This window comes from Desulfofustis glycolicus DSM 9705 (assembly GCF_900130015.1).
Taxonomy (GTDB): Bacteria; Desulfobacterota; Desulfobulbia; order Desulfobulbales; family Desulfocapsaceae; genus Desulfofustis; species Desulfofustis glycolicus.
Genome location: NZ_FQXS01000016.1, coordinates 56,536 through 78,460, shown reverse-complemented (window position 1 = coordinate 78,460; position 21,925 = coordinate 56,536). Strand labels below are relative to the sequence as shown.

20 protein-coding genes and 1 riboswitch are annotated in these 21,925 nt (G+C 59.5%); of the genes, 12 read left to right on the top strand and 8 right to left on the bottom strand.

Going from position 1 to position 21,925, the window contains the following annotated elements; translation table 11 throughout:
• Nucleotides 1-36: 36 nt before the first annotated feature.
• The 3 genes from BUC26_RS13415 to BUC26_RS13405 are packed head-to-tail and all read right to left on the bottom strand — an operon-like array spanning nt 37 to nt 2,365.
• Entirely contained in the window at nt 37-873 is an 837-nt protein-coding gene (locus BUC26_RS13415; RefSeq protein ID WP_073376845.1) for a carbohydrate ABC transporter permease, read from the bottom strand.
• Nucleotides 870-1,751, bottom strand: a complete 882-nt coding sequence (locus BUC26_RS13410) for a carbohydrate ABC transporter permease (RefSeq protein ID WP_073376843.1) — start codon at nt 1,749-1,751, stop codon at nt 870-872. The genes BUC26_RS13415 and BUC26_RS13410 overlap by 4 nt, the downstream gene beginning before the upstream one ends.
• Entirely contained in the window at nt 1,748-2,365 is a 618-nt protein-coding gene (locus BUC26_RS13405; protein ID WP_073376842.1) for a type 2 periplasmic-binding domain-containing protein, read from the bottom strand. Before BUC26_RS13405 ends, BUC26_RS13410 begins: the two co-directional genes overlap by 4 nt.
• A 574-nt stretch (nt 2,366-2,939) precedes the next feature.
• Here BUC26_RS13405 and BUC26_RS13400 point away from each other — a divergent pair.
• Nucleotides 2,940-3,494 carry an HdeD family acid-resistance protein gene (locus BUC26_RS13400; protein WP_073376840.1) on the top strand — a complete coding sequence of 185 codons (555 nt, stop codon included), beginning with the start codon at nt 2,940-2,942 and terminating at the stop codon, nt 3,492-3,494.
• 81 nt (nt 3,495-3,575) lie between these two features.
• Here BUC26_RS13400 and BUC26_RS13395 read toward each other — a convergent pair whose 3' ends face one another.
• Entirely contained in the window at nt 3,576-4,847 is a 1,272-nt protein-coding gene (locus BUC26_RS13395; RefSeq protein ID WP_073376838.1) for an amylo-alpha-1,6-glucosidase, read from the bottom strand.
• Between the two features lie 173 nt (nt 4,848-5,020).
• Between BUC26_RS13395 and galU the strand changes: the two genes are divergently transcribed.
• Nucleotides 5,021-5,887 carry a UTP--glucose-1-phosphate uridylyltransferase GalU gene (gene galU / locus BUC26_RS13390; RefSeq protein WP_208609794.1) on the top strand — a complete coding sequence of 289 codons (867 nt, stop codon included), beginning with the start codon at nt 5,021-5,023 and terminating at the stop codon, nt 5,885-5,887.
• Nucleotides 5,888-5,920: 33 nt separating this feature from the next.
• Here galU and BUC26_RS13385 read toward each other — a convergent pair whose 3' ends face one another.
• Genes BUC26_RS13385 through BUC26_RS13370 form a run of 4 tightly spaced genes read right to left on the bottom strand, consistent with a single transcriptional unit; the run spans nt 5,921 to nt 9,916 of the window.
• Nucleotides 5,921-6,958 (bottom strand): ABC transporter ATP-binding protein, encoded by a 1,038-nt coding sequence (locus tag BUC26_RS13385; RefSeq protein ID WP_073376834.1) that lies wholly within the window; start codon nt 6,956-6,958, stop codon nt 5,921-5,923.
• Nucleotides 6,958-7,749 carry an ABC transporter permease gene (locus BUC26_RS13380; protein WP_073376832.1) on the bottom strand — a complete coding sequence of 264 codons (792 nt, stop codon included), beginning with the start codon at nt 7,747-7,749 and terminating at the stop codon, nt 6,958-6,960. The genes BUC26_RS13385 and BUC26_RS13380 overlap by 1 nt, the downstream gene beginning before the upstream one ends.
• On the bottom strand, nt 7,746-8,666 hold the full coding sequence (locus BUC26_RS13375; protein WP_084540662.1) for an ABC transporter permease: 921 nt from the start codon (nt 8,664-8,666) through the stop codon (nt 7,746-7,748). The genes BUC26_RS13380 and BUC26_RS13375 overlap by 4 nt, the downstream gene beginning before the upstream one ends.
• Nucleotides 8,666-9,916: an ABC transporter substrate-binding protein gene (locus BUC26_RS13370; RefSeq protein ID WP_073376830.1), complete on the bottom strand. Its 1,251-nt coding sequence runs from the start codon at nt 9,914-9,916 to the stop codon at nt 8,666-8,668. Before BUC26_RS13370 ends, BUC26_RS13375 begins: the two co-directional genes overlap by 1 nt.
• Before the next feature lie 510 nt (nt 9,917-10,426).
• A riboswitch (cobalamin riboswitch) is annotated at nt 10,427-10,624 on the top strand.
• Nucleotides 10,625-11,044: 420 nt separating this feature from the next.
• On the opposite strand from BUC26_RS13370, the gene BUC26_RS13365 reads away from it, so the two are divergent.
• The 10 genes from BUC26_RS13365 to BUC26_RS13320 all read left to right on the top strand — a co-directional run bounded on the left by BUC26_RS13365 (nt 11,045) and on the right by BUC26_RS13320 (nt 21,922).
• Nucleotides 11,045-11,827, top strand: a complete 783-nt coding sequence (locus BUC26_RS13365) for a DUF3450 domain-containing protein (protein WP_073376828.1) — start codon at nt 11,045-11,047, stop codon at nt 11,825-11,827.
• On the top strand, nt 11,824-13,296 hold the full coding sequence (locus BUC26_RS13360; RefSeq protein ID WP_073376826.1) for a MotA/TolQ/ExbB proton channel family protein: 1,473 nt from the start codon (nt 11,824-11,826) through the stop codon (nt 13,294-13,296). The genes BUC26_RS13365 and BUC26_RS13360 overlap by 4 nt, the downstream gene beginning before the upstream one ends.
• Nucleotides 13,283-13,900, top strand: coding sequence for a MotA/TolQ/ExbB proton channel family protein (locus BUC26_RS13355; RefSeq protein WP_208609793.1), 618 nt, complete (start codon nt 13,283-13,285; stop codon nt 13,898-13,900). The genes BUC26_RS13360 and BUC26_RS13355 overlap by 14 nt, the downstream gene beginning before the upstream one ends.
• Nucleotides 13,901-13,949: 49 nt before the next feature.
• The gene (locus BUC26_RS13350) at nt 13,950-14,366 is read left to right on the top strand and encodes an ExbD/TolR family protein (RefSeq protein ID WP_073376825.1); all 417 of its coding nucleotides are present in this window, start codon (nt 13,950-13,952) and stop codon (nt 14,364-14,366) included.
• Nucleotides 14,367-14,369: 3 nt separating this feature from the next.
• The gene (locus BUC26_RS13345) at nt 14,370-15,074 is read left to right on the top strand and encodes an energy transducer TonB (RefSeq protein WP_073376823.1); all 705 of its coding nucleotides are present in this window, start codon (nt 14,370-14,372) and stop codon (nt 15,072-15,074) included.
• A 39-nt stretch (nt 15,075-15,113) separates the two neighbouring features.
• Complete coding sequence (locus tag BUC26_RS13340; protein ID WP_073376821.1) at nt 15,114-16,376, top strand: tetratricopeptide repeat protein; 1,263 nt, start codon at nt 15,114-15,116, stop codon at nt 16,374-16,376.
• A 484-nt stretch (nt 16,377-16,860) separates the two neighbouring features.
• Entirely contained in the window at nt 16,861-18,810 is a 1,950-nt protein-coding gene (locus BUC26_RS13335) for a TonB-dependent receptor plug domain-containing protein (RefSeq protein ID WP_073376819.1), read from the top strand.
• Between the two features lie 18 nt (nt 18,811-18,828).
• Nucleotides 18,829-19,611: a DUF4198 domain-containing protein gene (locus BUC26_RS13330; RefSeq protein ID WP_073376817.1), complete on the top strand. Its 783-nt coding sequence runs from the start codon at nt 18,829-18,831 to the stop codon at nt 19,609-19,611.
• Nucleotides 19,608-20,159, top strand: coding sequence for a hypothetical protein (locus BUC26_RS13325; RefSeq protein ID WP_073376815.1), 552 nt, complete (start codon nt 19,608-19,610; stop codon nt 20,157-20,159). Before BUC26_RS13330 ends, BUC26_RS13325 begins: the two co-directional genes overlap by 4 nt.
• Nucleotides 20,159-21,922 carry a hypothetical protein gene (locus BUC26_RS13320; RefSeq protein ID WP_073376813.1) on the top strand — a complete coding sequence of 588 codons (1,764 nt, stop codon included), beginning with the start codon at nt 20,159-20,161 and terminating at the stop codon, nt 21,920-21,922. Before BUC26_RS13325 ends, BUC26_RS13320 begins: the two co-directional genes overlap by 1 nt.
• The last annotated feature ends 3 nt before the right edge of the window (nt 21,923-21,925 follow it).

Here is a 21,925-nt window from a genome sequence, read left to right as displayed (position 1 = left end):
ATCTGTGCTTTTCACTTCCCTATTGAGACACCGCCTTCAGCCCTTGACCGCTCCGGCAGTCAATCCGGCAACGATACGCCGTTGAAAACTGAGAACGACAACGATCAGGGGGATGGTAACCACCACTGCCGCTGCGGCGATCGAACCGGTGGGCTGCTCGAATCGGGAACTGCCGGTGAAGAAAGCGATGGCCGCCGGAACGGTCCTGGCATCATTGGTGGAGGTGAGAGAGAGGGCGAAGAGAAAATCGTTCCAGGCGAAAATGAAGACCAGGATGGCGGCGCTGAAGACCCCGGGGGCGGCCAAGGGAACGATCACCTTGGTGAAGGCTTGAAAGGCCGTGGCACCGTCGACGCGGGCGGCTTTATCAAGATCCCAGGGAATTTCCCGAAAAAAGGCGGCAAGGGTCCAAATCGCCAGCGGCAACGTCAGCGTGATATAGGGCAGAATCAGTCCGGGCCAGGTGTCGTAGAGCCCGACCAGGCGCCATATATTGGAGAGCGGCCCGATGATCGATACCGGCGGAAACATGGCGATGGCCAGGGCCAGGGCGAGAAAGATCCTGCGTCCGCTGAACTTGACCCGAACCACGGCATAAGCGGCAAACACAGCGATAGTGACCGCCACAAGCGTCGAGATACAGGCGATGCCAAGTGAGTTCCACAGCGCTGCCGGAAACTGCGCATCGGCGAAAATGGCACGGTAATGTTCGAAGGTAATCCGTTGCGGCCAGAACCGGTTATCACCGAGATCGCCGGGATGCTTGAGCGACAGGGATACGATCCAGACAATGGGGGTGAGGGCGTAACAGACTGCCAGAAGGCTTCCAACGCTCCACCAGAGACGATCTGCACGCAGACGATTGTGTTTCATTGCTCCTCCTGGCCGGTGAGGGCCCCGGCAATACCGAATCCTCTGAGGTAGCCGGCGGCGATTAGAAGAACACAGATAAAAATGAGGATGGAAACCGCCGATCCCAGGCCGAGGTTAAGCTGGGAAATAAGAGCATGGTAGCCGACGATGGATACCGATTCGGTGCTTTGCGCCCCTCTGGTCTGGACGAAGACGGTATCGAAGATACGAAAGGCGTCCAGGGTGCGGAAGAGCAGAGCGACAACGATGGTCGGTTTCATGATCGGCCGTATTATCAGGGTAAAACGTTGCCAGGCGCCGGCGCCGTCGACCCGTGCCGCCCGCAGCAGGTTTTCGGGGACCAGGGTCAGCCCGGCCAGCAGCAGCAAGGCCATAAACGGGGTGGTTTTCCAGATTTCGGTCGAAATGATAACAGCGAATGCACTCCAACGCTGACTGAACCAGGCGATATTGATGCCGGTGAAGCTACCCATGAAGCCGGTGCTGGGCAGAAAAGCAAATTTCCAGATCAGCGCCGCCACGACGGTGATGATGCCGTAAGGAATGAGCACAGCCGAGCGCACCAGACGGCGGCCCATAATGGCTCGATGCATGATCAGCGCGAAGATCATGCCGAGCAGCAGTTCCATACTGACGGAGAGGATGGTGATGACGATGGTGTTGAACAGTGCCTCCCACCAAACCGACGAGGTTAGAACGGAGATATAGTTGTCGATGCCGGTGAAAGATCGCTTTTCGGGAAAACGGAGATCATAGCGAAAAAGGCTGAGGTAGCAGGCGTAGAGGATCGGATAGGCGGTCACCGTAATCATGGCGACCAGCGCCGGTGTGCAGAGGAGCCATCCCAGTTTTTGCTGCGAAAGGCACGAGACTTTCATAGCAGTCCCTCCGAGCGCAGGGCACGCTCGATTATTCGGCGCAGGGTCTCGACATCCTCTTGCGGCTTTATGTCGCGCAGGGGATGCAGGGCGTGGCTGATGGCCATGGAAACGTCGTTGTAGAGAGGAGTCTGCGGCCGTTGAACGCCGTCCCTGAGTGTCTCGAGCAGGACATCTGCGAATGGGAATGTTTTCCGCACTTCTTCATCGTGATAGAGCTTGGTAATAGTCGGCGGCAACCCGCCCTTGCGCGCTACCAGCCGCTGGTTCGACTCCGATCTCAGACAGGAAGCGGCGACGAAGGCAAGCTCGCTGTGGTCGCTGTAGGCACCGATGCCGAGATTGATACCACCAATGGTCACCCGGCTGGGGAGGTCCCCGAATACCGCCGGCCAACGGGCCCAACCCATGTTGTCGGCGATTTCCGGAGCATTCTCCCGGGCACTGGGCCAGACAAACGTATAGTTGACCATGAACGTGGACGCTCCGGTCTCAAAGGCGAGCCGCGACTGATCCTCGCGGCTGGTGGACAGGGACACCGGGGCAGCCGACGAGAGGGCGACTCGCCGCATGACGGCAAGCGCTTTTTGAGTGGCTTCATCATCGAGCGCCACGCTCTCCTGGTTTTCGAGTATGGTGCCGCAAGCCGTCTTGCCAGCTGCTCCCGCTGTTGGTCGGCATCGGTCGGCAGCGGTACCAGATTGATACGATACCTGCCGCCGGAGGTTTCTGAACAGGCGGCGGCCCCCCTTTCCGGCAGCTCTTCGCTCGCTCAGCAGACAGCCTGGGCATGCTGCCGTCCGGAAATTTCAGACCCGTCCTGCTTTTTCGGAAATCCCCGCAGGCCCGAGCCCCCAGAACCATCCCTGTGCCGAGCTCAACCGTGCCAGCCCCTCACCGTTTTCCAGGCCTGATTCACGGCCGCCTTGTCAACCGTGAATCAGCTCTCAGTCTGCCCGCAAGAAATTAGTTGCCCGGAAGAACCTGGTTTCGATTGCCGTTCCTGAACGGCAATCGAACATCGGTGGCATGGTTTTTGAAAAACTGAATCCGAGAGCTGTGGCCACCTTGCAGAACAACCCGGAGAAGAACTTCAGGACCATCAACCGCACGGATACCCCGGGTGCGAGGGGTCAGACAGTTATACCCTGTTGCTCAGAATGAAAACCGCAAGGAAGGAGGAAGGACATGCTGAAACTGTACGGAACATACTGGTGGGCGTTCGTGGCCCGCGGCATACTGGCAGTGCTCTTCGGTATTGCGGCACTGCTGTTGCCGGGGATAACCCTGCATGTCCTGGCGCTGTTGTTCGCCGCATTTCTGATCGTAGACGGCATTTTTTCCCTGGCCACCTCGGTCTGGGGCAAGTCCCTGGACCAACGCTGGTGGCTGCTGCTGCTGGAAGGCCTGATGGGGATCGGTATCGGCGCCGTGGCACTTGCCTGGCCGGGACTTACGGTATTGGCCATCATCCTATTCATCGGCTTCTGGGCCCTGTTTACCGGGATGCTGGAACTGACGGCGGCCTTCAGCCTGCGAGGAGAGACGGCCGCCCAGTGGCTGCTCGGCCTCTCCGGCATCATCTCCATTCTGTTCAGCCTGATTCTTTTCAGCAGTCCGGAAGCCGGTGTGGTGGTCATGGCCTGGTTGATCGGCCTGTATGCCATCCTGTTCGGGATGGTATTGATCGTGCTCGGTTTCAGGTTGCGGCGGCATAACCTGATTTTTTCGGTCAATCTCTAATAGCCGTGGCCGATGAGATGCCCGCGCTCAAACCGACTCGTGCGGGTACCGTGGCTGCTGGGGATCAGGTTCCAGGCCGTCTCACTGCAGAGGAGCCTGATCTTCATTGATCGAAAAAACCGGCTTTCCCCTGAGGGCGTACCCCCCCATCAGCGCGGCGGAAGCACTCCAACATTGGGCGATATTGCCGCCGGGGCGGAACGTCTGGCCATTGACATATTCTGCAAACCCCCAGTCCCTTCCGTTCATCGGCAACCGGTTGGCCTGGTTGATTCCTTGCAGGTACATCTCGGCCCGATTACGGTGACCGCGCCGGACCAGATCGGCCACATAAAAACCGGTCAGCATCTGCCAGAGACCACCGTTATGATATTCGTAAGGGTTGTTCTTGAAATTGTATGAAAAGGTGACCTTGAGGTCCTTCCAATCGTCGTCGACCGGCTTGATAACCGGGTAAAAGGCCGGCAGGAGTTTGAACCGTGAGGGGACGACGTTTTCTTCCAGATACGCGTCCACCGCCTGGCGACGGCTATCGCTGGCAACATCCAGGAGCGAGGCCAGAATATTGGCAAAAGCGTCGAAGCGATAGCCATAGCCGTGGGGTGTAAAGAACGGCATCCAGTAGCGCTGGGTGCAGCGATCGGCGGCTTTACGGCCTTTTTCGAAAAGTACCTCGTGATAGACATGTTCCGGGATCTTGTCCTGGGCACCGAACCAGTAGTTGTCCTGAATCAGCTTTTCCAACCGGCTGATTTTTTCTGCCAGGTCGGGACGCTGTTCCTGCTTGCAGCGATTGTAAAGGAAACAACAGGAGCGGAGCGCCTGCAGGTAGAGCAGCTGATCGTAGAGGATGTACCCATTGTGAATGAACTCGTCAGACCAGTCGCCGGTGGCCGGGATGTACAGCAGTCCCCGGTTGTTGAACTCCCAGGCGCCGAGCAGGAACATGACTCGATCGATAACCGGCAACAACCGCTCGATGAAGCTCTCGTCCCCGCTGGCCTGCCAGTATTCGGCAACCCCGATGACGAACCAGATGGCGGCATCGACCCGCCCGGTGGTGCCGCCGTAGCTGATCCGGCCGCTGACCATGTCGACATTGCTGGGAATTTCGCCGTGCGGCCCCTGGTGATCAGCCAGGCTTTTCAGGGTGTTCCGCATTGCCTTCTGCAGATCGGGCTCTCCCGTCATCAGGGCCGCCAGGCCGACGATGACACCGTCGCGTCCCCAGATTCTACGATAGTTATGATTGTCAGTCTGACTGGCCACGAAACCGTGATCGGTCATACATTCGCGGACCAGCGCCATTGCTCGCTGCAGGGCTTCTTCGCTGTCGCTGCGTGTCGGTGCCATGATGGTGTTTTTCCAGGTTGTTCTATTCCAAATGAATGATATTATTCACGGTAAACACCCTGAAATGGGTTAACAAGCAGGAATTTGACGATGACGTGTTTCCCTGCTCCCGGTAGCCGCATCACAGCGCCTGCCCAAACCTGACGGCACGACCGTCTCTGTGAGGTATAACTATGAAAATCAGAAAAGCGGTATTTCCGGTAGCCGGACTTGGCACCAGATTCCTGCCGGCTACCAAGGCGATGCCCAAGGAGATGCTGCCGGTGGTGGATAAGCCGATTATCCAGTACGCGGTCGAGGAAGCCCTGGCGGCTGGCATCGAACAGATTATTTTCGTCACCGGCTCAGGAAAGAGCGCCCTGGAGGATCACTTCGACACCAACCTGGAGTTGGAAAAAGTCCTTGAGGAGCGGGGCAAGAGCGACCTGCTGAATACGGTACGGTCGATGATACCGGAAAGCAGCCATATCGTCTATACCCGGCAGAGCGAACCGCTCGGTCTGGGACATGCCATCTGGTGCGCCCGTGACATCGTCGGCGACGAGCCGTTCGCGGTACTGCTGGCGGACGACCTGATTCAGAGCGAGGTTCCGGTATTGTATCAAATGATCCAGGAATTCGACCGACTCCGGGCCTCGATGATGGCCATAATCGAGGTGCCGAAGGACCAGACGCACCGCTACGGCATAATCGATGCCGAACCGGCATTCAACAATACCTTTCGCGTACGGTCGATGGTGGAAAAACCCTCACCTGAAAAGGCCCCGTCCAACCTGGCGGTTATCGGCAGATATATCCTGACGCCGAAGATTTTCTCCTATCTGGGACGCAAGAAAACAGGCGCCGGCGGGGAAATTCAGCTCACCGATGCCATGGCCGCCCTGCTGGAGGAGCAACCGGTTTTCGGCTACACGTTTGCCGGCAAACGATTCGACTGTGGCGACAAGGCCGGCTTTCAACTGGCCAATATTTCCTTTGCCCTCGATCGTCCGGAACTCCGAGACGAGATTCTTCCCGGCCTGAAAAGCCTGATCGCTTAAGGCCTGGAAGCGGGCTCGGAAAATGATGCCGTATCATTTTTCTTGCCCTGCGGGAAAAACATGGAGTCGATCAGCTGGGAATTCAAGGCCGACGAGTTCACCGAGATGCCAGTGCGGCCTGATGGACAGCACCGATACCGGACCGTCTTCGGTCGTCACGGTCAGCCGGCTCATGGCCCCTTGGAAGCGAATACCGCTGATCCGGCCGGTCGGTCGGTCGCTGCCGGGCACGGCGGGATACAGCCGCACATCCTCCGGCCGGATCATCGCCACGGCCTCGTTGCAATCGGCACGCTCAGTCGGCACCCGAACCCGGGCACCGTGGAAATAGCCGTCACGGATACTGCCGGGCAGCACATTATTGCACCCGAAAAAGCGGGCCACGTCGACATCGGCCGGCCGGTAAAAAACCTGTTCCGGCGGGCCGGTCTGGCGCAACCTGCCGTCGAGCAGCAGCGCAACCCGGTCGCTGACACCAAAGGCCTCGCTCTGGTCGTGGGTGACGAAGAGCATGGTGGTCTTCGTCTGCTGCTGAATGGTGCGGATCAACTCCCGCATCTGTTCGCGAAGTTCGGCATCAAGCGAGGAAAACGGTTCATCAAGAAGCAGAATGGACGGCTCAAGGACCAGCCCCCGCGCCAGTGCCACTCGTTGCTGCTGACCACCCGATAATTGGTGGACCCGCCGCAGCTCCAGCCCCTGCAGACCGGTAATCGCGATCATTCGCTCGATCCGCTGCCGGGCGGCCGCTCCCCTGTGGCCGGTCATGCGCAGGCCGAAGGCGATGTTCTGGCCGACATTGAGAAAGGGAAAGAGCAGTGGCTTTTGGAAGATCAGCACCGTATCGCGACGCTCGGCCGGCAGGTGGTCCGCCGGTTGCCCGTTGATCGCGATCGAGCCGGAAAACGGCGGCAGCAGACCGGCAACAGCTTTCAACACCGTACTCTTGCCGGCACCGCTCGGCCCGAGCAAGGAGAGGATCTCGCCGTCCTGCAACTGCAGATTGAGTTCGCTGATGACCGTTTTGGCACCATAACGGATGGTCAACTCGCGCAGTTCGAGACGGCCCATCAACGCACCCCCTGCAGACCGCGGCGGCCGATGCTCCGGGCACTGGCCACCAGGGCAACAAAAGCCGGCACCACGAAGACCAAGCTGACGGCCGCGGCCACCGGCCGGTCCCCGCTGTCCATCAGGGCAAAGAGCAGGATGGGCAGGGTCAGCAGTTTGCCGCCGCCGATGATCAACGTGCTGAGATATTGCGACCAGGAGAGCAGAAAGGAGAACAAGGCCGCGACCGTGACGCCGGGCAGGATCATCGGCAACATGACCGACCAAACCACGCGGCCGGCCGAGGCGCCCAGGGTCCGCGCCTGTTCTTCGATTTCCGGGTTATAATCGCTGAATACGCCCCAGAGCACAAAAATCGCATAGGGCACGCAAAAGGTGAGATGAATGAGCACCACACCGGCAAAAGTCTCAGCCAGTCCGAGCCGGATAAACCAGAGATGCAGTCCCATCGCCACGGCCAATGGCGGTACGATGATCGGCATGATCAGCACCAAGGCCACCAACCGTTTGCCGGGAAAATTGTAGAGCCCCAGGGCACGGCCGGCGGGAATGCCGACGAGCAGAGAGATTGCTGCGGTGGTCAGCGCCAGCAGGCAACTGGTGGTCAGGCCGCCGAGAATCTGGCTGCCGGCAGTGGTGAAGACATAGCCCCAGGCCCGCAGGCCGAAATCTTGCGGCCACAGAGCCGGAAAGAACCAGCGCTCGCTGAACGACCAGAGCAGCAGCGGCACAAACGGCATACCGACGCTTAGCACGATCGTCCAGAACAACAATCGCCCCCGCCCGTTCATACGGTGATTCCCCGTTTGCGGGCAAAGCCGAGAAGCAGATGCGACAGGACGATAGAGACGATGATGATCACCGTGATCAGCAAGCCAATCGCAATTCCTTCGGGTCGGGAAAGCAGATCGATATCGCTGTAGTTGCGATACGCCCAGACCGGCAGCAGCAGCGGATGGGTGCGACCGAGCAGATAGGGAACCTCGAAAGCGCCGAAGGTGAAGGCAAAGACGATGAGCCCGGAAGCCCCCAGAGCCGGAGCAATAATCGGCAGGGTGATATGGAAAAAGCGTTGGCGCCTGGTCGCTTTCAGGGTCGCTCCGGCTTCGAGCAGCTCGGTTCCCATATTTTTCAGGACCGCCAACAGCATAAAGGTGATGAACGGTATCTCCTTCCACACATATACCGCCAGGATGCCGATACCGAGCGGGTCGTTGACCAGCAGCGGAAACGACGAGGCTCCGTCGATCAAGCCGACTGTCACGCCCAGCCGGGCAATCAGCCCGGAAGGGGAAAGTAGCAGCAACACGGATATGGCGATCACTAGGTGGGGAACGGTGAGTGGCAGTTGCAGCAGGAAATAGATGGTCCGGCTACGGCCGGCCAGCCTGACCAAGGCCATCGCCAGCAGCACACTGACCAGGCAGGCGATCAGCGTCGAGGTTGCCGAGATGTAGAAGGTCAGGCCGAAACTGCGCAGCAGTTCGGAATCGAGCAGGACGTTTCCGACATGCTCCACGGTAAGCGAGGAAAGCCCGCGGCCCGGCACATAACCGCCGGCCTGCAGCATGCCGAGCACCAGTCCGCCGGCGAACAAGACAAGCACCACCGCCAGCGCGGGACCGAGCAGGAGGCAGAGCGTTCCCGCCGTTGTCGTTCTACCCGTCGGCCGGACGGCAGGAGTGGACGACGTGCCGGGATGGAGCATTAGCGGTTCTTCAAGACCTGCTGTTCCCAGCCCTGTTCCAGATGGATCAGGATTTCACTTGGCGGCTCGGGAAGTTGATGGGACTGCAGTTCGACGTCGTCAAGCGTTGCCGGTCCGCGCGGCAGATCGGCAAACCGTTGCTGCCACTGCGGCGGCAATTTTTGCTGGCTCAGCGCCGGAAAATCACCCCAGACCCCGGGCTTCGCTTTTTCCAGCTGCGCCTCGGGCGACAGCAAAAAGTCAGCGACCACCATCGCCGCCGCTTTGTCAGCCGCATTGTAAGGAATCGCCACGAAGTGGGTATTGGCAATCGTCCCTTCGTCAAAGACGTAGGTTCGCACCGTGTCAGGGAACAACCCGTCGAGGATTTTACGCGACGCGTCCCCCTGATGATAGGAAAAGGAAAAGTCCAACTCGCCGTCGGCAAACAACGTGTCCATTCGAACCGGCGACTCCGGATAGGTCGAACCACCCCGCCAGAGAGCGGGTTGCAGCTCACGAAGGACTAGATACGTTTTTTCGGCGGCCTGTTCCAGTTCGGCCTGGGTATAGTCACCCTGCCAGCGATCGACCGAGCCGGCCACATGATAAAAGATGTGCCGGATGAAGACCGAGCCGGTGAAATCAGGCGGTGCCGGATAACTGAAACGTCCCGGATGGGCCTGGATCCACTCGAGCAGTGCACCGACCGAGCGTGGCGGTTCGGCGATTCGAGCACGATCGTAGACCATCACCATTTGGGCACTGCCCCACGGTGACTCCATCCCCTCCACAGGCGTGCCAAAATCGTTTTTTACCGTCGGGTTAGTCCAATCGACATAGCGCTGATTCGGCAAGACATCGGCAAACGGACCATAAAGCAGACCATACCGCAGGCAGGTGCGAAAATTCTCACCGTTGATCCACATCAGATCAACACTCCCCCCGTCATCCTTGCCTGCCTGTTTCTCGACCACCAGCTTGCTGACCACCTCGGCGATATCCTTGACCGGCACCTGGCGCAGGGTGATATCGTAACGCCGTTTCACCTCGTCCGCCAGATAGCCGTTCACATACGCATTGACCGCCGGCGAGCCACCCCACATGTACCAATCGACCGTCTGACCACGGGCACCGCTGACCGCCTCGTCCCAAGACAGGACCTGCCCGGTAACAACCGGCACCACTGGTCCGGCAAAAATCAAGAAAACGGAGAGAAACACGTGTAATTTTCTACTGAATGAAGTTCTCGCAAATCCTGGTCGGATCATCACAGTTCTCCTGGAATTCTTCGCGCTGATGAATCAGATTGATTTTACAAGAATGAGCTGGAATGCAAACCATCCGGATACGTGATTCATCGTAAAACGTATTCTATTCAGGAATTGAGTACAACACTTTATCACCCTCCAGCCAAAATCTGCTCCGAAGCCCAATTTCATGGCACCATGGGTCTGGGTAGACGACACAGGAAACCAGGCCAGGCGGTGCTTGTTAACAATCCTTGCCCACCGACTCGACCGCTCCTTCTTCTCCAATACTTTTAACGACACCACGGGAGTAGGGTTCGATTACGACTTCGGTGGATAAAACTGCATTGTTAAGGTGATGAATTAAGGGGGGCGCCAAGATGAAGCATGGCTGTCCCCTTTGTTCCTAGTGACCCGTTAATTTGGAAAATTGATCCGACCATCAGGGCAAGAAAAGGAGGGAGATATAACGGAAAACCCTTCGATAAGAAGCGTGAAATAGTCTTGACACTGGAAACAATCTATTCTATTGATGCGTCATTATCTTCAGGTTCCACCTCGGTGGATGAAAAGGGAACCCGGTGCAAATCCGGGACGGGCCCGCCGCTGTAATCCTGTCCTTCGTGTTGTTGTAAGGAACTCTCCCAGCCTTGGGTGCCACTGCATTTTGTGGGAAGGCCGCTGGTAGAGCAGGAAAGTCAGAAGACCTGCCTGAAGAGAACCGTCGAAACCTCGTGGACCAGGGTTTCGCATGTCTTTTCTGTGGATAAAACAGGGCATCCCCGGATCATTAACATGGTCCGGGGATTTTTCTTTTCCCCCGGCCGCAAGTGTTACCTGAAGGAGGGGGTTGTATGCCCAGGCATTTTCCTATCTTTCTTTGCCTGCCGATCATCGTTGCCTCATCTCAAGCAGCGGCAGAGCTTGTCGACAAGCCGGCCGTGATGGGCATGACCGTTGTCACGGAACTTCAAATTACGGAGAACAAGGGAAATGTTAACGGAATATCAGGACCCTCTCCCCGTACCCCACTGATCGATCGAGTACGAAAAAGGTTTTCAAATGTCTCAGGAATTTATCTTGACAATTCAAAACTTCGGAGTCACAGTAACACATTTCAATTTTTAGTATTACTAAATGGAGGATTCCATGCCTGCTGTTTTTTCCCGTCCTCATTGGCTGTTGTTTCTATCGATTCTGCTACATCTAATCGACCCGCACGGAATCACACAGGCTGCACCCTCTCTTGAAACCATCGAGAAGCCGGTGGTCGAATCCGTCCAGATCCGACAGGACACACAGCAGCATGAAGAACAATGGCGCGCGGAGAAACAGACACTGATGCTCCGCTATGAGGAGTTGCAGCAGAGACGGGAGCAGTTGACCGCCCGTCGGCAGGAGATGACGGCCAGCAATGACGCAACCGGTCAGCGCATTGCCGGAAAGCAGCAGGAAATCGACGATATCGAACAGATCCAGACCGAAATAAAGCCGCTCATCGCCGAGCTGACCGCCGATCTGCAGCGATTTGTCGTCGAAGACCTGCCATTCCTGCCGGATGAACGCCGGCGGCGGCTCGATCGTCTCCAGGAACTGTCCGGCGATCTGGAGATCAGCGTCAGCGAACATTTCCGCAAGGCCATGGAAGCGCTGCTGATCGAGGCGGAATACGGCACCACCATCGAAGTGTCCCAGCAGACCATTCGGCTGGATGATCGCGATCTGCTGGTCAACATCTTCAGGCTCGGCCGGATCGCTCTGTTTTTCCAGAGCATCGACGCACACACCTGCGGCTATTTCAACCTGGCAAAAACGACCTGGACAGAGCTGCCGCAACGCTATAACAAATCTATCGAAGCGGCCATGCACATCGGTTTCAAACGGCGCCCGGCAGATCTGCTCACCTTGCCGCTGGGAAGGATCCACCTATGATAAAGGCTTTCTTGTCTGGCTCGCACTCCGTGCTGCTTTTTTTCCTGTTTTGTTGGGCGCCGTTTACAGCAGCCGCCACGACGAGCGATTCGTCCGCCGCCGTGGATATGCGGGAGGAGCGAATTGCCGTGCGCAAGGCGGTGCTCGCCCTAGAAGGACAGGCCCGCATGGAAGAAGAAACGGCCCGGGAAGAAGCCCGGCGCAGCCGGGAAAGAATCACCGGCGACCGTTCGTCGTTGGAGCAGGAAATCACCCGGCTCGAAGCGGAGGTTGTTTCCCTGGAAGAAGCGGTGGCCACCCTGGAGCAGGAGGGGCAACAACTCGCTGAACAGGAAACCCTGCTCACCGAGCGACTGGCGGCGACCGACGCGATAATCCGCGAACTCGTGGGCGTCATCAGGATGTTCGCCAAAGACATCTCCAGCCACCTCAGCACCAGTCTGCAAAGTGCCCTGGCGGGAGGAACACCGGCACTTCTCAACGACATCGCTGAGCAAGGTCGGTTTCCCGGGCTCCATGACATCAATCGGATGATTGACCTACTCTGGCAGCAGATCGCCGGGGCCGCCAGCGTCCGCCTGCAACGCGGCCCGATCGTCGACCGATCGGGGACCGCCGTCGAGGCGGACATCCTGATCCTGGGCGATTTCACCGCCGCCTATCGCGTCGGTCAGGAAATCGGCTATCTTTCCCCTTCCCCAGCCGGCGGCGCCCTGTTCGCTCTGGCCAACCTGCCGCCGCGCGGTCTCCGCCGGCAACTCGGCAGCTACCTGGATGGTGCGGCCGAGGCGGTGCCGCTGGATATCACCCGCGGCGCAGCCCTGAGCCAGCTTGCCCATCAGCTGAACCTGTGGCAGAAGATCGGCTCGGGCGGGCCCTTGATCTGGCCGATCCTGGGCATTCTCCTGGTCGCGTTGCTTATCGTCGGCGAGCGGCTGCTGTTTCTCTGGCGCACCAGACTTCCCGCCGACGCCTTCACCGAACGACTGGCTGCCCTGGCCGTCGACCGCAACTGGCAGGCCTGCCGCGAGGAGTGCCGGCGGCGGCTCGGCAAACCATTGGCCCGCGTTCTGGACGCCGGTCTCGACTGTTACCGGCAACAGCGCGACATCATGGAAAATGCCCTGCAGGAAGCGATTTTGCGTGAGATCCCGCCGCTGGAACGATTCCTGTCAACACTTGGCATGCTGGCCGCCATCGCCCCGCTGCTCGGGCTGCTCGGCACGGTGACCGGCATGATCAGCACCTTCGACGTGATCACCCGCTACGGGACCGGCGACCCGCACATGATGTCCGGCGGCATTTCCGAGGCCCTGGTAACGACCATGCTTGGCCTGTCGGTCGCTATTCCGATCATGCTCGTACACACCCTGCTCAACCGCACCATCGACAACCGCATCGCCCACATGGAAGAAAAGGCAATGGCGCTGATCAACCTGGTCCAGAAAACCGGTCATGACGCTGCCTGAACAACTCCTCGCCCCGTGCCAGCAACTGGCCGACTATCTGCGAGCCGGCGGTATCGTGATGCTGCCGCTGATCGCGGTCAGCGTTTTGATGTGGTTGCTCATCGTCGAACGGGCCCTGTTCATCAGGCGGTTGCAGCGCCGCAGCATGAGTTTCGAGGATGCCGGGGAACACCTGCGCAGCGGCCGTTTGCCGCGGTCCGGGGCGTCCGGCGGGATCACCGGTCTGCTGGTGCAGCGGTTCCTCACCGCCCGCAGCGGCAGAACGGAGGTTGACCGCTACATCCTTGATGAGACCGTGACCACCTTGCAGCGCTCGCTCTCGGCTCGCCTTCCGGTTATCGGCGTATTGGCCGCGATCGCCCCACTGCTCGGCCTGCTCGGCACGGTGCTCGGCATGATCGCCACCTTCGAAGTAATGGCCATCTTCGGTACCGGCAACGCCAGGGCCATGGCCGGCGGCATATCCGAAGCACTGATCTCGACGCAGACCGGATTGCTGGTCGCCATCCCCGGCCTGTACATGAAAGGATTTCTCGACCGCCGGGCTGGTAATCTCGCCAAACACCTTGGTGCTGCCGGTTTGTACCTGAGACGACAATTGTGAATCAAGAACCTGCGCATATGGCGCAACAAGCCGGCCGGAGCTGATACCCATGCTACCTATTGCTACTACCCGACGCGCCAACCGGTCAACCGTGGAGCTCAACATCGCCCCGCTGATCGACATGGTCTTCATCCTGCTGATCTTTTTCATCGTCACCACCAGCTTTGTCAAGGAAACGGGTATCGACATCAGCCGCCCGACCGCGGCTACGGCAGTGAGCAAACCCAAAGCGACCATCCTGGTCGGTATCGACGCCGACAATCGGGTCTTTTTCGACAACCGGGAAATCGACATCAGGACGGTGCGGGCCAACGTGGAAAGGGCCCTGGCCGAGAACCCGGAGGGAGCAGTGGTGGTGGTCGCCGATAAGGGCAGTACCACCGGTACCACTATCGCGGTCATGGATGGTTGCCGGCAGGCCGGTGCCGATCAGGTGTCATTGGCTGCACAACTTCCGCAACACTGACAGATGGAAGCGACACTGATCAACACCTCCCGTGGCTATCAGGAAGTAGTCGGCCGACGGCACGTCTGGCTGCATCGTCTCGGCACCATCATCATTGCCTTGACCATCAACGGCGTGCTCTTCATCCTGATGCCGACCCTGCTGCATCTGCCAACAGACGAACCCCAGTTCACCGAGTTGGTGCCGGCGATCACCGTCATTCGCCTGCCCAAACCCGACGATCCGGTCAAAAAACAGACGCCCCAGCCGCCCGAACCAAAACCACAGCCCAAACCGCCGGAACCGGCGCCGCCGAAACCGCTGCTCAGCAAGCCGAAACTACCGTTTGCCGTCAATCCGCTGCTGCCGGAGGGGCCTCCGGAACTTTCCCTATCGGTGGACCTGGCCAAGATCAGCTTTACCGGCGGGAGCGACATCTTTTCTGCGGCGCAGCTCGATGCCCCGCTGCTGGTAACCACCCGTATTCCTCCCGTCTATCCCCACCGGGCACGACATCGTCGTATCGAAGGCTGGGTGCGGGTCGAGTTTGTCGTGCACGAGGACGGCAGTGTCGGCGAAGTCGTGGTGAAGGAAAGCCAGCCGGATGGGATTTTCGACGCTCCGGTCATCTCGGCGGTTTCCGGCTGGCGCTTCCGCGCCGGTACCATCGCCGGCGTGCCGGTCAAAGCCAAAGCAGAAACGACGGTTCGTTTCCAGCTGGACCAATAAAAACAATGGACATCGCCCCCCGTCGCCATGAGTAAACCATTGACCAAGCAGAGCCACGCAGCCTTCATCCCTGCCGTCGTCAAACTCCTGTCCGTGTTATTGCTGACCAGCGCATTTCTCCTAGCTCCCGGTAGCCCGGCGTTGACAGCCGGCGACGGGCTGCCGGCACCGGTCCGGGCAGTGCTGGCCAAGGCCGGAGCGATGATGAACGAAGACCGATACACCGATGCCATTGATATCCTCAACGCGTTTATCGCCCGGACGGCCGCACCCGAAAAGGAAGCACGACACGCCGCTGCTCATCATGCAGAAATCCTGTACACGCTGGGTACCTGCTATCTGCTGACCGGCGACTGCCGGCAGGCCGTCAAGGCCCTGGAAGATGCGGTCAAGCGAGATCCCGGCCATCGATCGGCCTGGGCGAATCTCGGCAAGGCCGCTTACGATCTCGATGACTATCACCGTGCCGCCACAGCTTTTGACCAGGCCTTTTCCGGCGATCCTGACGCCAGTCCCGATTACCTCTACTACAGCGGTGTCGCCTTCCTGCTGGCCGGCGATCACGACAGCGCCATCAACCAGTTCGAACGGCTGCTGGCCTCCTTTCCCGGCCGAATTGAAAACACCTGGCTCGAGCAGTACGTCCACGCCCTGCTCGCCGCCGGCCGCAGCCGTCAGGCGTTGCCCCAGATACGCCATCTCGCCGGCGCTTTCACGGGCGATAAACAGTTACAATGGCAGGAAATGCTGCTCCATCTCTACCTGCAGCTGGAGATGCTCGCCGAGGCCCGGGACTATGCCTGCTTGCTGACGGAATCGGCGCCGACCCAGGTCAAATGGTGGAAAGCACGCGCCCATATCCACCTTCAAGATGGTGCCTACCAGCCAGCACTGGCGGCATTGGTGATCAGCAGCTACCTGGAACCGCTTTCCGAGCAGGAGACCAAGATCGTCGCCGATCTGTTCCTGCAGCTAGGAATTCCGAGCCAGGCCGCCCCGCGCTATCGACGCCTGCTGAAAGATGACGACCGACAGGTTCTTCTCAACCTGGTGGTCGCCCTGCGCCAGCTTGATCGGAACGAGCAGGCACTTGAGGAGATCGAGGCGTGTACGGCACAGTCCGAGGATCCGCGGCTACTCGCCCACCGGGCCGATCTGCTCTACGAACTGCAACGTTACGAAGAGGCGGCCCTGCTGTACCGCAGGCTTGCCGAAAGAGATGGCAAGCAACATGCCCAGGCTGCCCGAATGGCCGAGTATGCAACCCTGCTGTCCGAACAACAAACCAGCAAGAGCCATTGAAGGTTGACAGCGCTGCCCGGGGCGCACTCATCAGCACCGGAACAGACGAGCAATCACCTGCCGGTGATTACCGCAACGCAACAGCTTGGTGAGGACAAGCAGCGACATAACAAGGACTTGTAGAGCCTGACCGGCGAGAGTCGATAACACAAAATATTTTGTGCACCACTTCAATCACGAGGAGAACGAAACGACAAAAAGGGGGGAAGGTGACCCGCTCCGGCCAGAGCCATTGGTCGCCTTCCCCCAGTCAGCCCCCTGGTTTGAAGAGGAAGCCTGTCTCCTTGGTAGCACTCGCTCCGTTAAAAGTCAATCGCGCGCGGTTTTTACCGCCCGGTATCTTCACGGACCGCTCACCGCTGCAACAGCCTCCTCTACCGGCAGGGACATGTTTTTATCCTGTCCGCTCCAGTGACTATCAACGGTAGCTCCATGACCACGCTGCTGGACGGACGTCACCGACCAAAAGAGGAGGTATTTGTTCATGTCAAAAAAATGCTTCAAAGCGTCTTGCGTGCTGGCAGTTATGCTCTCCGCCGGCCTCGTCGGGGCGGAGACCGGGCAGCCGGTCGACCGGCTCGAGGAGATCGTCGTCACCGGCACGCGCACCCCGCATGCCCTCAAGGACGTGCCGGTGGAAACCATTCTGATCAACCGTACCGACATCGAGCTGTCCAATGCCCAGACGATCGGCGACGTGCTCAAAACGGTTCCCGGAATCAACACCTCGGGAATCGACGATGTGTTCGGCGACGGCACCTCACGGGTACGTATGCAAGGCCTTGATTTCAACAACGGCTACGGATTGATCCTGATCGACGGCCAGCGCGTCCACGGCAGCGGCCAGAGCGGTGCCCACGGCGAATACGCGGTGGGGTTGAACCAGATCCCGGTGGCCATGATCGAGCGCATCGAGGTGGTCAAAGGACCCGGTTCGGTTCTCTACGGCAGTGATGCACTGGTCGGCGTCATCAATGTCATCACCCGCAAGACTCCTGGGGAGATGCTCGCCGGCGGTTCTGCATCCTACGGCTGGTACACGATCAACGACCAGGTGCGTGACGGCGTCGTCACCTCGACCAGCGACGACGGTAGCCGCACCCTTTCCGAGTATTCGCTTTATATCGGTGACCGTCCTCACGAGAAAATCGGTTACCTGGCCAGCTATTCCTACGAAAGCGGGGAAAGTGTCGGCCAAGACCCCATCGACTCGGATCGCCATTCGTTGATGGCCAAAGCCGATATGAGTGTCAGTGAGGTCGTCGATGTCTGGCTCAAGGGAGAGGCTTCGGTTTTTGAAAGAGAGGGAGCCAGTCCGCGAACCGAAGACAGTTACCGAATCTCCGCCGGAGGCACCTGGACGCCTTCGGAGAGCCAGGTGTTATACGTGAAGGGCTATCATTATATCGACGACTTCGACAACATCAGCACTGCTTCACACCAGCACGGCAGCATCGGCTACGACCAGGCGGAGGCACAGTACACCCTGTACTTCAATAAGTGGCAAGCGATCACCGTCGGCGCCGAGGTGCAGCAGCAAGGCATCGATTATCTGATCGACAACAGCAACGGCACTCGAACCACGGTCAAGGAGGATGTCGTCACCTGGAGTCTCTTCGCCCAGGATGAAACCACCCTGTTCGACAGCCTGACCATGATACCGGGGGTTCGCCTGGACCATCATTCCACCTTCGGAAGCTCAGTCAATCCAAAGCTGAGCATGATGTACCGGCTGACTGACAGCACCACCGTCAGAGGGGCAGTGGGTCGGGCTTTCAAGTCGCCGACCATCCGACAGCTCTATTACGACGTTCCGTTTTACCACAGCCCCTTCTGGATCCAGTCCAACCCCGATCTCGACCCCGAGACTTCGATCGGCTATTCGCTCGGTGTTGAGCAGTGGCTGCTCAACGACACCCTCATCGTCAATCTCGGCCTGTTCCGCAACGATATCGACGACATGGTGGTCAGCGAGATTGCCGACGCCACGTTCAACGGCGAGGAACTGCGCATCTATCGCAACATTGAGCAGGCGATGACCCAGGGGGTTGAATTGACCGCCCGACTGCTGCTGGGCGACGACTTCACCCTGTCCGCCTCTTATACCTATACCGATTCGGAAAACCAGGAGAGCGGAAACGAACTGACGTACACCCCGAACCACCAGATCACCATCGCCCCGGCCTACGAGTACGCGCCGTGGGGATTAGGCGGGTCGGCACTGTTCTCCTACAACTCCCGGCAGTACGCCGATACAGCCAATACCAATGAGATAGACGGCCACGTCACCGTCGATGCCAATATCTATAAGCGACTGGGCAGCAAAGGGAAACTCACCTTCCAGGCCGACAATATCTTCGATTCGGACAAGGGCAGCGAATATTACTTCCGCACCGGACAGACCTTTATTGTCAAACTCGACATCGCTCTTTAACAAAAAGGAGAAAATACCATGAGGCAGTTCAGACAACACCTTATCACCCTGCTGACTGCGGCAGCCATCATCGCCGGCACCGCGCTTTCCGCTCAGGCCCATTTCCCGTGGATCAACATGGAGGACAGCAACTTGGCCGCCGGGCGGAACTTGAAATGGACCATCGGCTGGGGCCACCGCTTCCCTCTGTCCGGCCTGATGAGCGCGGACGCCGTCGGCGAGATGGCGATCATCGGTCCCGACGGCGCCGGGAAAATCGGCGCCGAAGCGGTCAACGATCTGCAATTTCAATCGATCGAAGGACCGAGCCAACCCGGCGCCTATATCATCGCCATGAGTCGGGCGACGAGCTTTTACACGAAGACCACGGAGGGCAGCAAACGCCAGTCGAAAAAGGGGCTGGACAATGTCCTCAGCTGCTCTCGTTCCAACTCTTTCATGAAAGCCATTGCCAACGTGGACGGATCGAATGGAACGGTCGACACGGTCGTCGGTCATGCAATCGAGATCGTGCCGCTCGTCAACCCGGCCAAGCTTCGGGTCGGTGATTTCCTGCCGTTTCGCGTCCTCTACCAGGACCAACCGCTGAAGACCGAGTTTTATGCGACCTATGCCGGCTTTTCCAACGACAACGGAGTGTTTGCCTATGCCGCCGGCACCGACAAAGACGGCTACGGCACCGTCAAGATCCTTCATTCCGGCGCCTGGCTGGTCACCGTCTCGCTCAAGGAACCGTTCGCCGACCCCGAAGAGTGCGATGTGGAATCGTTTCGCTCGGCATTGACCTTTGAAATCCCATGAACGGCCCGAACGACACGACAGCACCCCCGGGCACCCGGCCCGTTTGCCGGGCGCTCGGCGGCGGTGTACTGGCCGCACTGCTGTTCATCCTCACCGGTGCCTCTGCTGCCCTGGCTCACGGGACTATCGGTGCCGTTGTTGACCGGAAGACGTCGTGCTCTTTTTTTTCATACGACGACGGAGAACCGATGGGCTATGTCAAGGTGTCCGTCACCGCCCCCGGACTGGACCAACCGTTCCAGTCCGGCGCCACTGATCGCCACGGGATATTCTGTTTCTCACCTGACCAGGCCGGCCCTTGGCTGGTCACGGCCAACGACGGTATGGGGCACCAGCACAAATTGCCGGTAACCGTCAGCGATTCCAAGGCTGAATCCCCAACCGTCACGGCAACGGAGGGACCTTTAGTGACGGGCCGTGACCGGACCAGCCAGGTTCTCGCCGGACTTGGTATCATCTTCGGCCTGACCGGCCTGTTCGGCTGGTATCGGGCCAGCCGTCCGGCAAGACCCGCAGGAGTGCACAAAGGAGCGCCGCGACAACCTTGATGGGTGATAAACAACGGGCACCGGAAGTTCGGCATGCCCGGCGAATCAGCCGGTCATGCCGAACGCTGCTGGAAGGCTGCTTCTTCCTGCTGCTGGCCATCGCTTCGACTTGGCCGCTGGCCCGTCACGGCCTCGATCACCTGCCGCTTGGCACAGAACCGGCGGCCACTGTGCCGCTGTTCAACGTCTGGACCATCTGGTGGAATAGTGACCGGGCCGCCGCCGGTTATCAGGGCTATTGGGATGCGCCGGTTTTTTATCCGGCCGACGGCAGCTTCGCCTATTCCGAACCGCAACCACTGAGTGTTGCCGCCGCACCGATCATCTGGCTGACCGGCAATCGGATCGCCGCCTACAACTTGCTTGTCATCCTCTTTATCTGGCTGAACGGCTGGATCGCCTGCCGCCTGTTGCGCCAGCTCTACCTGCACCGGCTGGCCGCCTGGTCCGGCGGTGGGTTTGTCGCCCTGCTGCCGCTGGTTCACTCCTGGCTCGGCGTGCTGCAATTGATCCCAGTGTTCGGTATCCTGCTGGCTGTCCAGGCGCTGTACCGATTCGGCCGGCGACCGGAAATCGGTCGGGGTGTCCTGCTCGGGGCATCGCTGGCACTGACCTTGTTGCTCTGCTCGTATTACGGGCTGTTTCTGCTCGCCTCCCTGGCCATCGCCGGCCTCTGGCTGACGGTGCCACTGCTGGGACAGGCACGGACCTGGATATCGCTCGCGGCCGGGGGGCTCGTCTGCCTGGTTTGCTGCCTGCCGGTGATCCTCGCTCACTACCAGACGCTGGGGTCCGCCGGGCTGGTCCACGCCCCGGGCTATCTGGCCGAACTGTCGGCACGCCCGGCGGACTACCTGAGCCCGGTCTGGCCCACCCTCCTCGGTTCGAACGGTGCGGGGTCGACCGCCACCGGTCACGGTTTCAGGTTGAATCCCGGCTCTTTCAAGGTTGGCCTGGCGCTGGTCGGCCTCTGCTGGGCTCTGTTGTCGTGCCGGCGGCGCTGGGCCATGGTCTGCCTGTCGATCGGCGTGGTCGCCTTTTTACTGTCCCTGGGGCCGACACTGCAGATCGCCGGTCATCGTCCCTATCTGCTGCTGGTCGACTGGCTGCCGGGATTCGGCCAAGCGCGCAACGTGTTTCGATTCGCCATACTGGTACACTTGATGATCGCCCTGCTTGCCGTCCTGGGCCTGCAGGCCGCACTGGTCGCCACTCGGAGACTGAGCACCGCGCCGGCCGTGCGAAAGGCGCTGGCAGCCCTGATCGCCGCGGTCGGCATCGCGGCGGCCTTGGAACAACCGCCGCCCGCGCAGCCGCTTTATCGCCCGCCAGATGCCACCACCCATCGGGCGTGGACGGAACATGTAGCAGGTCTGCCGCCCGAGAACGGCGCCATCGTCTGTCTCCCGTTCGCCTTCAAGCCGGACCCCGCCTCCTACGAACAGGAAGCGCTCTGGATGTATTGGCAGACGTACCATCGGCGGCCGATGCTCAACGGCTATTCGGGTTATTTTCCGCCCCATTTCATCAACCTCAAATGGCCGATGGCCGAGTTCCCGGCAAAGGCCTCCGTCGATCTTCTCCTGCAGCTCGATGTCACCGAGGTCGTGGTGCGCAGCGATTCGCCCCAGGGCGCCTATATCAATCACGTCTACCGGCAGCACCGGCGAATTGTCAAGGTCTTCCAAGACGACCGGGCCGCCGTTGACATCTACCGCATCCGGGCGCACCCGCCCCGCTTTCCGGCGGGTGCCGCGCCATAATTC